The organism is Clostridium sp. HV4-5-A1G (genome assembly GCF_900184915.1).
Classification (GTDB): domain Bacteria; phylum Bacillota; class Clostridia; order Clostridiales; family Clostridiaceae; genus Clostridium_B; species Clostridium_B aromativorans.
In genome coordinates, this window is the sequence record NZ_FXYI02000105.1 from 1 (window position 1) to 12915 (window position 12915).

At 33.5% G+C, this 12915-nt stretch carries 13 protein-coding genes; all 13 read right to left on the minus strand.

Translation table 11 applies throughout. From position 1 onward, the window contains the following. Positions 1-135 precede the first annotated feature (135 nt). A complete protein-coding gene (locus J5G60_RS11695) occupies positions 136-723 on the minus strand; it encodes an indolepyruvate oxidoreductase subunit beta (RefSeq protein ID WP_150358429.1) in 588 nt (195 codons plus the stop codon). Beyond that, complete coding sequence (gene iorA / locus J5G60_RS11700) at positions 723-2513, minus strand: indolepyruvate ferredoxin oxidoreductase subunit alpha (protein ID WP_150358428.1); 1791 nt, start codon at positions 2511-2513, stop codon at positions 723-725. The genes J5G60_RS11695 and iorA overlap by 1 nt, the downstream gene beginning before the upstream one ends. Before the next feature lie 188 nt (positions 2514-2701). After that, positions 2702-4771, minus strand: a complete 2070-nt coding sequence (locus tag J5G60_RS11705) for a sigma-54 interaction domain-containing protein (RefSeq protein WP_150358427.1) — start codon at positions 4769-4771, stop codon at positions 2702-2704. Between the two features lie 151 nt (positions 4772-4922). Beyond that, positions 4923-5129: a DUF1657 domain-containing protein gene (locus tag J5G60_RS11710; protein ID WP_150358426.1), complete on the minus strand. Its 207-nt coding sequence runs from the start codon at positions 5127-5129 to the stop codon at positions 4923-4925. Between the two features lie 23 nt (positions 5130-5152). Continuing rightward, positions 5153-5506 (minus strand): stage V sporulation protein AE, encoded by a 354-nt coding sequence (gene spoVAE / locus J5G60_RS11715; protein ID WP_150358425.1) that lies wholly within the window; start codon positions 5504-5506, stop codon positions 5153-5155. Positions 5507-5527: 21 nt separating this feature from the next. Continuing rightward, entirely contained in the window at positions 5528-6529 is a 1002-nt protein-coding gene (gene spoVAD / locus J5G60_RS11720) for a stage V sporulation protein AD (protein WP_150358424.1), read from the minus strand. Continuing rightward, positions 6530-7009, minus strand: coding sequence for a stage V sporulation protein AC (gene spoVAC, locus J5G60_RS11725; RefSeq protein WP_150358423.1), 480 nt, complete (start codon positions 7007-7009; stop codon positions 6530-6532). Between the two features lie 11 nt (positions 7010-7020). Then, positions 7021-7881 carry a DUF421 domain-containing protein gene (locus tag J5G60_RS11730; RefSeq protein ID WP_150358422.1) on the minus strand — a complete coding sequence of 287 codons (861 nt, stop codon included), beginning with the start codon at positions 7879-7881 and terminating at the stop codon, positions 7021-7023. A gap of 16 nt (positions 7882-7897) precedes the next feature. Next, the gene (locus J5G60_RS11735) at positions 7898-8104 is read right to left on the minus strand and encodes a DUF1657 domain-containing protein (RefSeq protein WP_150358421.1); all 207 of its coding nucleotides are present in this window, start codon (positions 8102-8104) and stop codon (positions 7898-7900) included. Positions 8105-8291: 187 nt separating this feature from the next. Further along, positions 8292-9467 (minus strand): aspartate aminotransferase family protein, encoded by a 1176-nt coding sequence (locus tag J5G60_RS11740; RefSeq protein ID WP_150358431.1) that lies wholly within the window; start codon positions 9465-9467, stop codon positions 8292-8294. Positions 9468-9557: 90 nt separating this feature from the next. Continuing rightward, complete coding sequence (gene argB / locus J5G60_RS11745) at positions 9558-10409, minus strand: acetylglutamate kinase (protein ID WP_150358430.1); 852 nt, start codon at positions 10407-10409, stop codon at positions 9558-9560. A gap of 37 nt (positions 10410-10446) precedes the next feature. Continuing rightward, on the minus strand, positions 10447-11667 hold the full coding sequence (argJ, locus tag J5G60_RS11750; protein WP_150358420.1) for a bifunctional glutamate N-acetyltransferase/amino-acid acetyltransferase ArgJ: 1221 nt from the start codon (positions 11665-11667) through the stop codon (positions 10447-10449). Positions 11668-11690: 23 nt separating this feature from the next. After that, positions 11691-12725: an N-acetyl-gamma-glutamyl-phosphate reductase gene (gene argC / locus J5G60_RS11755; protein ID WP_150358419.1), complete on the minus strand. Its 1035-nt coding sequence runs from the start codon at positions 12723-12725 to the stop codon at positions 11691-11693. Between the last annotated feature and the right edge of the window lie 190 nt (positions 12726-12915).

Here is a 12915-nt window from a genome sequence, read left to right on the forward strand (position 1 = left end):
GTATAAGATAGATTATACCATTCTTTGTAAATATGATCTAATTTAATTATACAATATTTTTATTAACTTGAATTGATTTGAGTAAATAAAAAATCACTATCCAAAGTTAAATTTGAATAGTGATTTTTTATTTAATTACAATTTACTTGATGTATTCATACCAACTTCCATGGCCTTTATATTTAAATTTATGAATTGTTCTTTCACGTTTTCCCTCACAATTTTTCTCCAATCTATTTCTGAAATCTGTAATATCTTTAATAAGGCTCCTAACATGATTATATTTTGAGATTTTATATTTCCAAGTTTTTTAGCCTCTTTTGCTGCATCGATTATCGTAACGTTTTTTATATGTGATCTTATGTTTTCTATAACACCTTCAGGATATTTTTCTTTTTCTGAAAGAACAGTAGCTGAAGGTATTTTATAATCATTTACAATTAATCTTCCATCTGATTTCAAATATTCAATCCATCTCAGTGCTTCTATTTCCTCAAAAGCAACAATCACATCTGCACTACCTTTTCCTATAATTGGCGAGTACACTTTATCTCCGTATCTAACCTGTGTGGTGACGCTTCCGCCCCTCTGAGCCATGCCATGGACTTCTGACATTTTTACGTCATAATCTGCAGCTATAAGGCCTGAAACCAGTACTTTAGACGCTAATATAATTCCCTGACCTCCAACGCCTACAAACAAAATATTTTTTACTCCGCTCATTATCTGTCACCTACCCTTTCTATTGCATCAAAAGGACATATTTGTGCACAGACAGAACATCCGACACAAATATCTTCATCTATATGTGAAAAATCTGAAATTGATATAGCTGGACACCCTGACTTTATACACATCTTACATTTTTTACACTTCTTCTCATTCACTCTATAAACAGTTTTAACAACGTTAAATTCCTCTTTGTCTTCTTTACTTAATTTTTTCAGCACACAAGGCCATTTAGTTATAATTACGGAAGGTCCTTCAGCTTCCAGAGCTTTGTCTAAAGCACTTTCTGTTTCGCTTAAATTAAGTGGATTTACTGTCCAAATATTTTTTATTCCTATGGACCTGCATAATTGGTCTATGTCTATGGCAATGGTTTTTTCTCCCATTAAGGTGTATCCTGTACCTGGATTTTGTTGATGTCCTGTCATTGCAGTTATCCTGTTGTCTAATATTATGGTAACTGAATTTCCCTTATTGTAAACTTTATCAATTAATCCCGTAATGCCAGAATGGAAAAAAGTAGAATCTCCCAGCACTCCAACTACTTTTTTATCTATTCCGTTGATTTTGAAAGCCTTTTCAGCTCCATGGGAAGCACTTACGGAGGCGCCCATACACACACATGTATCCATTGCATTTAAGGGCTCTGCACAGCCTAATGTATAGCATCCTATATCTCCCGTGATCATTATGTCCTTTTTCTTAGATAGTGTATAAAATAATCCTCTATGTGGACATCCTGCACATAGAGTAGGAGGCCTAGATATAACTTCTTTTTTTAAATCTTCTACGGAACTAGCCGTTTCCTTCATGTTTTCAGCATTTGTTTCTAAAAGAGAAGATGAAATAATATCTGGATTTAATTCGCCTACCCTTGGTATTTTGCCTTTGCCTATACAATTAATTCCCCTTGCCTTAATCTGTTCCTCTATATAGGGTTCTAATTCTTCAATTACATAAAGTACTTTAACTTCTTGTGCAAATTTCTTTATTTTCTCAAAAGGAAGAGGATTCGTAAAACCAAGTTTTAAATAAGAAGCCTCATTTCCAAAAACTTCTTTTGCATATTCATAACTTATTCCTGAAGTTATAATTCCTATCTGTCTATCACCCCATTCGATTTTATTTAAATCAGTAATATTGCTAAATTCTTCTAGCTTTTTCAATCTGTCTTCTACTTTTACGTGAAGTTTTCTTGCATTTGCCGGTATAGTTATAAATTTAGATGTATTTTTAAAATATGGTTTTATTTTCACATCTTCCCTTGGAGAAAGTTCAACTAAAGATTTGGAATGACACACCCTAGTGGAGACTCTAAATACAACTCCAGTATCGAATTTTTCCGATATTTTAAAAGCTTCCTTTATAAAATTTTTGCATTCCTGACTGTCACTGGGTTCTATCATGGCCATTTTAGAAAATTTACCATAATATCTGTTGTCCTGTTCGTTTTGTGAAGAATGCATTCCCGGATCATCTGCCGAAACTAAAACAAACCCCCCGTTAACCCCAATGTATCCGAAGGTCATAAGAGGATCTGCGGCTACATTTAATCCAACATGCTTCATTGCTGTAAGAGATCTTGCTCCTGCGATAGATGCTCCTATAGCTACTTCCGTTGCTACTTTCTCGTTTGGGGCCCATTCTGAGTATATGTTTTCATAATTTGAAATGTTTTCAAGTATTTCTGTAGAAGGTGTTCCCGGATAAGCTGATGCTACAGTTCCACCGGCTTCAAAAAATCCTCTTGCAATGGCTTCATTACCTGTCATAAGTGTTTTCATTATATATACTCCCTCCAAAATAATACTATAATAAATATATACAAATTTGAAATAGTAATTTCGCTTTATATTATTTTAAAAGCATATATTATGCCAAATGTTTTACAGGTAAAAGAGCGTTATTTTATAGAGGTTTATTTATAGAAAAGGGATAAATGGTACATAAAATTTACCCATTTAACCCTTTTCTATAATTTCATACTATTATCTTTTAAATAATTTAGAACTTTTTCACCAAAGTTTGTAATTACACTTCCCCCCCTGCCTCTATTTATTTTTATCATCAAATTTTTTTCCAGTTCTATGAGCATAACTCTTATTTCCTGTTCACTTAAAAAAATATTTTTTTGTCTGGCTATTTTATATAAACTTCGTCTTCCCATTCTCTTTTTATTTTTATATCCTCTATCTAATTCACTCAGTAAAAATATATATTTTTCTACATCTTTATCAATTTCACTTAAAAATTTTTTGAATATAATTTCTTCATTACTATTAAATATACTTTTATGAGATTTCTCTCTGTAAAAAGGTAGATCTTCTAAATCTATTGTCTTAATGCCTAAACTGGTAAAGTATTCTATATAGTTTTTAAGTTCTCTCACATTTCCGTTCCAATTATGATGAATCAAAGCATTTTCAGCTGATTTTGTCAATGTAAAATTAACATTTAATTGGGACTTTATTTCATTAAATAAAGGGATTATATCATCTCGTCTATCTCTTAAAGGTGGTAAATTCAATGGAAGTACACTTAATCTGTAATATAGATCTTTTCTAAATTTCCCCTGACTTATCATATTTCTTAAATTTCTATTAGTTACAGAAATTATTCTAATATCTACTTTGATTAATCCACTTCCTCCTATTCTCATAACTTCCCTTTCCTGAAGCACCCTTAGAAGCTTTGTTTGAAGATTTAGCGGCATTTCACCTATTTCATCTAAAAACAAGGTACCTTTATGGGCAAGTTCAAATAACCCTGGCTTTCCGCCCTTTCTAGCACCTGTAAAGGCTCCCTCTTCGTATCCGAACAATTCACTTTCTAAGAGACTTTCAGTGATAGCAGCGCAATTTACAGCTACAAAAGGGTAATTTTTTCTTGACGAGCTGTTATGTATAGCTTGTGCAAATAATTCTTTACCAGTGCCACTTTCTCCAGTTATCAATATTGATGAATCTGAATCCGCCATTCTTCTTGCGATTTTTTTATATTTTTTTATAATTTCACTTTCACCTAATATATCATCAAATGTGTATTTTGCTCTGTATCCTTGTCCAATTATTTGTGCTCTGAATCTGTATTGCTTTTTTTCTATGTCATTAAATTTTTTAATTATCACAACTACGCCATAAAGTATACCTGAATTAACCAGCGGATGTGCAGATAGTACAACATCGTATCCGTTTATTTTTATAAGTCTTTCAGTAAGTGGATGTATGTTTTTTAATACCATGTCGAAAGGTAGGTTTGGAAATAATTCAGCTATATCCTTTCCAAGAGCATTATTTTTATTTATGCCAATTATTTCTTCTGCACCCTCATTGTAAGTATAAATTTTACCTTCAGGATCAATTCCTATTATTCCATCATCTAAAACTTGAAGTAATACTTTAAGTTCACTCCCAAAGCGATTTGTCTGTCCTATTACATAAGACAAGCCAAAATTTTTACTGACAATTTCCTTGTATCCCATTCTTATATTTTGATTTTGTAAAATATACAGTAAGTTTAATTTTTCCCCTATATCCAGTATGGTGATTATATCCAAAAGGCTGTGTCCTATATTTATAATTTGTTTAGCACCTTTGGTATTACAGGCTGATTTTCCCAATAAAATAAGATTTTTACCACTCACGTCCCTATCAATGCCAGGATACATAGGAGTGATCTCCACATGTCGTATGCCCAGTTCATATAATAAACACACCATTTCTATGGACATTTCCATACTTTCATCTAAAAGCCATACATGAGATCCCTTCGGAATATTCATTATCTTGTTAAATCCAGTTTTTGAAATAGTCCTATTTGCAATCACTATCTTACTCTCTAAGTTCAAGTAGGGTTTTACTTTCCTTAAAATATAGTATGATTGGACAAGGATAAGATCTGCATTTATTACTTTCCTTACATTGGGTTCATCTATATAAAATTTTTCTATAGATAAATTATTCGAAAATAAAGCAGTAATCTGTTTACCGTAGGTATCCACTGCGTCCTTTCCGTAACCTATTATTGCAATTTTTTTATTCATATTTTTCATCCTTTAAATTAATTATCCACTATAGTATAACATATCTATTCCAATATGCTTTAAGCTAAAGACTATAATTGCCTATAACGTATATATGCCGGCAATTATAGCCTCTAAATTATTATTAAATATTGTTTATTTTTAATTGCTGCTAAAGTTTAGTATATTGTGGCTCTTGCTGTTGGATATATTTTTGTCTTCCATTAAGTATTTTCAAGGCTTCATCTAGGTTTTTTGCTATATTCTGAAAATCATTTTTGGCATTTTGATCCTGGGTTTCCAGTGCAAATGTCTTCATAGTTGCAGCTGCGCTCTGAACCCCAGCTATTGCTTGCTGCATTTGAGTTCCGACTGTCATATTTTATCACCTCCTTTTTTAAATCATCCTTTGGGTTTGAATAATAAAGCCCCAATAAATCCAAAAATTATAGCAGCAGATATACCGGCACTGGTAACTTCAAAAATTCCAGTTAATACTCCTATTATTCCATATTCTTTAGATTCCATAATAGCACCCTTCACAAGTGCATTTCCAAAACTGCTTATAGGTACAGAGGCACCTGCTCCAGCAAATTTTATAAGCGGCTCATATAGTCCAAATCCTCCTAATATGGCTCCAACTACTACAAGAGTAGTTGTAGTATGGGCCGGAGTCATCTTAAAGACATCCATCATGATCTGGCCTATTACACATATTAATCCGCCTACTACAAATGCCCAAATAAACTTTTCCATATAAATAAATGCACCTCTTTTCTATGTTTCTATAGATACTCCATGGGCGATACAGGGTATACTTTCCTTCTGCTGATAGGACATGGGTGACATAAGTGCTCCTGTGGCCACTATCAATATTTTGTTTATTTTCTTTCTATTCATCTCTTTTAAAAAGTGACCATAAGTTACTGTGGCAGAGCAGGCACATCCACTGCCACCCGAAAATACAGGCTGATCCTTTTTATACATTAAAATGCCGCAGTCTGTAAATACTCCCTGGGGAAATTCAAAACCGTCTTTCTTCAGCATTTTTCTAGCTATTTCATGCCCTATTTTGCCTAAATCTCCAGTGGCTATAATATCGTAGTAGGATGGATCCCTGTGCAGGTCTCTGAAATGTGCCTCTATTGTGTCAACTGCTGCAGGTGCCATAGCTGCTCCCATATTAAAAGGGTCGGAAATTCCCATATCTATTACTCTGCCTATGGTGGCTGAAGTGACTTTAGGTTTATCATATCCTTTGCCGATTACTGCAGCACCTGCTCCAGTTACCGTCCATTGTGCTGTAGGAGGCTTTTGCCCTCCATATTCAGTAGGATACCTGAATTGTTTTTCTGCAGCTGCATTATGGCTTGAAGTTCCACAGAGGACATAATTGGCTCCACCGCTATCTACAATAAAAGATGCCAAGGCTAATCCTTCCATAGAACTAGAGCATGCGCCGAATATGCCCAGATATGGTATCTTAAGGCTTCTCGCAGAAAAACTGCTGCTGGTTATCTGGTTCATAAGATCTCCACTGGTAAAAAAGTTTATGTCTTCCTTTTTAATTTTTGAATTTTTTATAGCTATATTACAGGCTTCTTCCAGCAATTTTTTTTCAGCCTTTTCAAAACTATCCTGACCAAGCCAAATATCTTCATGGAGTAAATCAAATTCTTTAGCCAGTGCACCTTTTGCTTCAAAAGGTCCTCCTACGGCAGAACATCCCAATATAATTGGCTTGGATTGAAATATCCATGATTGATGTCCCTGAATCATCTACATCCCACCTAACCATTGAATAATTATTCTCACAATAGCCATTACAAATGCGGAAAAAACTCCAAAACTTATTACAGAGCCTGCCAGCTTAAACATATTGCCGCCTACTCCCAGAACAAACCCTTCACTTTTATGCTCTATAGCACAGGATGCAATGGAATTTGCAAAACCAGTGACAGGTATGGCAGTACCTGCCCCAGCCCACTGGGCAATATGATCAAATACTCCAAATCCCGTAAGTAATACAGATATTATTATCAAAATTGCAGATGTAGGATTTCCTGCAGTTGTCTCTGTAAAATTAAAATATTTTATAAACATAAATTGAAGTCCCTGACCTACAGCACATATTGTACCTCCCACTAAGAATGCCTTTAAACAGTTTGTAAAAACCTTTCTTTTCGTTTCATTTTCTTTTGCAAAGTTCTGATACTGCTGCTGTGCAGGAGTTAATTTTTTTTTCTTTTTATCAGACATTGTATCACCTTCTATCCCAATAAATAGGGTTTTAATTTTTCCAATATGTTTTTTAGTATAATAGAATCTTTTTCATAAATATTCTTGGCATTTTTATCCTGTGTATCCAAGGCAAAAGACATTAAATCCGATTCTGCCTTTTCAAGATTGGCATAAAGCATTTCTCTCAGATTTAATTTAGGGACCTGAATCATATCATCAAATAGATCTACGTATAGTTCGCCTCTGGAATTTACTTGACCTATAAATACATTATCTAGAGAAACTCCTAGAAGCTCCAGCTGCTCATTTAACCAACCCTGATTCAGCCCGAGGTTGCTTAAAGATTCATTTATAACATTTCCATCCAGTATTACAGTTTGAGGTGCTCCCTCAGGGGAAGTTTGTATTCCCAAATCTTTTGGGGTGACAGGTTTTTTGTCAGATTTCAACATTACATTTATATCCCCGGTAGATTCCATTATTGCAAATTCTACATCTGCTAGATTAAATACGTTTTTGGAACGAAGTTCTCTGATGATATCTTCACCGCTGTATCTGACTTTGCTCAAATTTTCTTCCATAATTTTTCCCTTTTTAACAATTATTATATCTTTCCCATTTATCAAGTTATATATAAATTTACTTTTCATGCATATATAATCCAGAGCTATTGGAATAAGTATCCATACAGCCAATGTAATTATGCCAAACACCCAGTTGGGTATAATATTTACGGAAATCAATACAATTAAAACAGCTATTACGATATAGTTTATAAAATTAAAAGGAGTTATTTTTGTCCAGCGTTTTTTGCCCAGTACTTTTATACAAAGTAAAGATAAAAAAAATAATGCTGTTGATTTTAATAGAATTGCAATCCAAATCTTCATATACTATTCCTCCAAATCAATTACTTTTATACTGGGGTTCCTCATATTCTAAAAATTTAATTCTCTTTTTCAAGTCCTGAACTATACCATCCACAGCTTCAAAAGATTCTCTATATATGCCTTTGGCCTTTTTATCCTGTTCTTGAAGAGAATATAGTCTCAAAGTACTTTCTGCGCCTTTTAAGGTTATCATTGTTTGTTTTACTTTAGATCCCACAGTCAATTTTTAATCCCTCCTCTTTCACTATATTTTTCCCCTTTATTTACAAAGTACAAATTAAATCTTTTAATTTAGCTTTACCTTATTTGTATTAAATTATTACGTTTAATTTTATGAATTTCGACAAAAATAACTCCAACTTAATTTTTATAAGTTGGAGTTCAAATCATTTGTTTATTGTTGAAACAGACTACATACTTTTTATAGCTTCATATATTATATTTAGTCCCTTTTCCAATTCTTCCTGCGTAATTATAAGAGGTGGAAGAATTCTTACTACATTATCCCTGCCGGCGGTTAGGACAAGAAGACCTTTCTCAAAGACCTTTTTTTGAATCTCAGAAGCTTTCCCCTTGATTTCTACGCCTACCATTAATCCTATTCCTCGAACTTCTTTTATATTTTTAGAAGAGTTATTTTTAAAAAATTCTTTGATAAATTTTCCTTTTTCAGCTACCTTTGCTAAGAAACTTTCATCAGTAATTTCATTTAACACTTCTATGGCTCCAGCTGCACAAACTGGATTTCCTCCAAAAGTGGAACCGTGATCTCCATACTTAAAAGTATCTTTAAGTTTCTCGTTGCAGAGAACAGCACCCATTGGAAGACCTCCTCCAAGAGTCTTGGCTACGGATATAATATCCGGCTGTACATTGTAATTATTGAATCCATATAGCTTTCCCGTTCTTCCCAGACCGCATTGAACCTCATCGCATATGACCAATATATCATTTTTTTCAGCTATTTCAAATACTTTGCTGACAAATTCCTTACTCAATGGATTCACTCCACCTTCTCCTTGAACTGCTTCTATCATAATAGCACACACAGTTGAATCTACAGCTTTTTCCAGGGCTTCTACAGTGATATCAATATGTTTGAACCCCTCCGGAAAAGGATAAAAGTATTTATGAAGTTCCTCTTCTCCAGTAGCCTCCAGCGAGGCCATTGTTCTTCCGTGAAAACTTCTATCTAAAGTGATTATAGTATTTCTTCCCTTTCCATATTTTTCAAAACTGTATTTTCTTGCAAGCTTTATGGAACCTTCATTAGCTTCCGTTCCTGAATTGCAAAAAAATACCTTGCTCATATTTGAGATCTCCGTAAGTTTTTTGGCTAACTTCAACACGGGAATATTTAAAACTATATTTGATGTATGAACTAATTTTTCCAGTTGATCTTCCACAGCTTTTATCCATTTCTCATTTCCATGTCCTAATGCCATAACCCCTATACCTGAAGTGAAATCCAAATATTCTTTATTCGAGACATCATATAACTTACATCCTTTAGCATTTGTAAATACCACAGGAAGATGTTTATAAGTGTTAATTAGATATTTTTTTGCATAATATAAATAATCCATAAAAATTTCCATTATACAGAACTCATATTATCCTGCAAATGGTTTTGCCCCCCTTTTATATAAATAATTTTAGATATATATTATTTTATTTTAATAGATCATTGTTCCTATTCCTTTTTTTGAGAATAATTCTAGAAGAAGACAGTGAGGAACTCTTCCGTCAATAATGTGAGCACTTTTAACTCCAGATTCTATTGCCTCAACACAAGATGTAATTTTTGGTATCATTCCGCCTTTTATCATATTGTCCTTATACATCTTAGCAATATCCTGTAATTTTAGTTCTGAAACAAGTGTAGATGGATCTCTAACATCCGTCATAACTCCAGGTACATCTGTAAGAAATATTAAATTTTGTGCTTTTAAGGCTGCTGCAATTCTAAAAGTACATGTATCTGCGTTTATGTTGTATAATTCACCATTATTTCCCCTGGCCACACTACTTATTACAGGGATGTATCCATTTTCTATGGAATTGTTGATGATTTCGGTATTTACGTTGACTATTTCTCCTACATTTCCCAGATCCATTTTAAGAGAAGCCTTCTTAGCCTCAAGCATATTTCCATCTATACCACACAGGCCTATGGATTTCCCACCATAATTTTCTATTAAATTGACTAAATCCTTATTAACTTTTCCGCAAAGTACCATTTGGACTACATCCATGGTTTCATTGTCAGTATATCTTAATCCATCTATAAAAATACTCTTTTTATTTAATTTTTTTAAATGGGAGGATATAAAAGGACCTCCCCCATGGACAACTACTATATTTATTCCCACACATTTCATGAGTACCAAATCATTTATGACATATCCCTTGAGCTTTTCATCCTTCATCACACTGCCGCCATATTTTATAACTATGGTTTTCCCTCTGTATTTTTGAATATAAGGCAGAGACTCTGCTAAGACTTTTGCTACCTCATTATGATCCATTATTTGCATATGCGCCCCCCTTGTTAAACAACAGTTTCTATGACATATAGCTTCCGTTTATCTTTATATAGTCATAGGTTAAATCACATCCCCAGCAGCAGGTGCTGTAATTGCCTGAATTGAAATTTAAGATTATACTCACTTCATCCTCCGACAATATATCTTCTGCCTCATCTACTGAAAATTCTACAAGTTCTCCATTTTTAAATACCAGTATATTTCCTTTCAAACTTTTCAGAGATACCTGAAGTTTATTTATATCGAAATCCACTCCGGAATATCCAACTGCATCCAGTATTCTTCCCCAATTTGCATTGCATCCAAAAAAGGCAGTTTTGACTAAATTGGAACATATTACTGATTTTCCAAGGATCTCACCATCTTTTTCACTGGGAACATTTAAAACTTTACATTCTATAAGTTTTGTGGCACCTTCTCCATCTTTTGCAATCATTTTTGCAATTTCTATATTTAATTTTTTAAGTGCCTCTAAAAATATTTTGTAGTCCCCATCTTCCTCTTCTATTACGGGATTGTCAGAAAGCCCGTTTGCCATAATTAATACCATATCATTTGTAGATGTATCTCCATCTACAGAAATTCTGTTATAGCTCACTCTCACACTTTCCTTTAAGGCTTTTTCTAAGAGTTCACCGCTTATGTTTGCATCGGTAGTAATGAAAGAAAGCATAGTTCCCATATTCGGATGTATCATTCCAGAACCCTTTGCCATGACACCTATGACAACTGGTTTTCCCTGAATTTTAAATTCCACAGCCAGGGTTTTGGGAATAGTATCCGTAGTCATTATGGCTTCAGATGCATCTTTATAGCCATCCTTACTCAAATTTTTGACTAAAACTGGAATGGAATTCTCTATGGAATCAATATTCAATTTTACTCCTATGATGCCAGTAGATGCCACAAGCACATTTTCTTCTTTAATGTTTGATGCTTTTGCCACAAACCTGCACATTTTCTCTGCATCCTCTATACCCACTTTACCTGTACATGTATTGGCATTGCCGCTATTTGCGATTATAGCCTGAGCAGTTTTATTTTCCAGGTGTTTTTTGGTAACCAGAAGAGGAGCTCCTTTGACCTTGTTTGTGGTATAAACTCCTGCGGAATTACAGGAACCAGTGGACATTATAAGAGCTAGATCTTTTAAATTTTTTCCCTTAAGCCCACAGTCAATTCCAGAAGATATAAAGCCTTTAGGAGAAGTTACTCCTCCCTTTATAAATTTAAAAACCATTTTAACAACCTCCTGTAGTTCAATTAGAAAACAGCTGGTAAAGCGGCAAGTCCCTCTTTTTCTGAAAAACCCAAAACAATATTCATATTTTGAATTCCCTGTCCTGCCGAACCCTTTATCATATTGTCTAAACAGGATATAATTACCAGCTTGTTATTGTCCTCATCATAGTGTAAAGATATATGACAGTAGTTTGAGAGCCTAACATTACTTATTTTTGACACTTCTCCAAGTGGTAATACTTTTACAAAATATTCATTTTTATAGAATTCACAGTATTTTTTATATATACTTTTTAAATCTATTGTATCCTTGGGAGTCGTATAAACTGTAGATAAGATTCCTCTATTTATTGGAATCAAGTGGGGAATAAAAGTTAACTTTACATTTTCCCTGCATACATTACTTAAAGTTTCCTCTATCTCCGGAGTGTGTCTATGATTTACCACTTTATAAGCACTGAAATTTTCATTGCAGTTTACAAAGTGACTGCTTTCTGTAAGATTTTTTCCTGATCCAGTTATTCCGGATTTACAATCTGCAATTATACCCTTTTTTTCTATTAAGTTTCCGGAAATAAGAGGCAAAAGTGCCAATTCAACTGAAGTAGCATAACATCCAGGGTTCCCTATAATCTGAGATTTTCGTATATGTTCTCTATTCAATTCCGGAAGGCCATATACAGATTGTTGATGTAAGTCGTGGTTGATAAAATCTCTACCATACCATTTTTTATACAAATCTTCATTTTTAAATCTGAAATCTGCTCCCATGTCAATGCATATTTTATTTTTTTGAACCGCCTTTTCAATAATAGCTTGGCTTAATCCACTGGGCAGTGCCAAGAATATCAAATCACTTTTTTCTACAACATCCTGTTGACTTTCACATATAAGTTCATTGATTTTGTAAAATCCAGTATATATACTGGATAGAGATTTCCCCTTATATTGAACAGAAGATATTCCAGATATATGCACTTTATTGTGATTTGACAAAAGCCTTACAAGTTCTGCGCCTACATAACCTGTCCCCCCAATAATTCCTACCTGTATCAAATTTGTTTACCCCCTTTTTTATAGAACTTATAGGATGCTATTTTGAATATGTAGTTATTATATGACTTTATGAATAAATATGCAACATATTTTATAAAAATTAATTTATTTTTTATAATTTTTTTCTTATACGTCGTAGGTCAAAGTATATAAAGTTATCATTGCATTATTTATTTTATTATAAATATAC

Coding starts and splice junctions, on each gene's coding strand:
- iorA (WP_150358428.1), bottom strand. CDS start 2,513: ATGAAAACACTTATGACAGGTAATGAAGCCATTGCAAGAGGATTTTTT.
- argB (WP_150358430.1), bottom strand. CDS start 10,409: ATGGATCATAATGAGGTAGCAAAAGTCTTAGCAGAGTCTCTGCCTTAT.
- J5G60_RS11695 (WP_150358429.1), bottom strand. CDS start 723: ATGAGCGGAGTAAAAAATATTTTGTTTGTAGGCGTTGGAGGTCAGGGA.
- J5G60_RS11740 (WP_150358431.1), bottom strand. CDS start 9,467: ATGGATTATTTATATTATGCAAAAAAATATCTAATTAACACTTATAAA.
- J5G60_RS11730 (WP_150358422.1), bottom strand. CDS start 7,881: ATGAAGATTTGGATTGCAATTCTATTAAAATCAACAGCATTATTTTTT.
- J5G60_RS11705 (WP_150358427.1), bottom strand. CDS start 4,771: ATGAATAAAAAAATTGCAATAATAGGTTACGGAAAGGACGCAGTGGAT.
- spoVAD (WP_150358424.1), bottom strand. CDS start 6,529: ATGATTCAGGGACATCAATCATGGATATTTCAATCCAAGCCAATTATA.
- argJ (WP_150358420.1), bottom strand. CDS start 11,667: ATGGTTTTTAAATTTATAAAGGGAGGAGTAACTTCTCCTAAAGGCTTT.
- spoVAC (WP_150358423.1), bottom strand. CDS start 7,009: ATGTCTGATAAAAAGAAAAAAAAATTAACTCCTGCACAGCAGCAGTAT.
- J5G60_RS11710 (WP_150358426.1), bottom strand. CDS start 5,129: ATGACAGTCGGAACTCAAATGCAGCAAGCAATAGCTGGGGTTCAGAGC.
- spoVAE (WP_150358425.1), bottom strand. CDS start 5,506: ATGGAAAAGTTTATTTGGGCATTTGTAGTAGGCGGATTAATATGTGTA.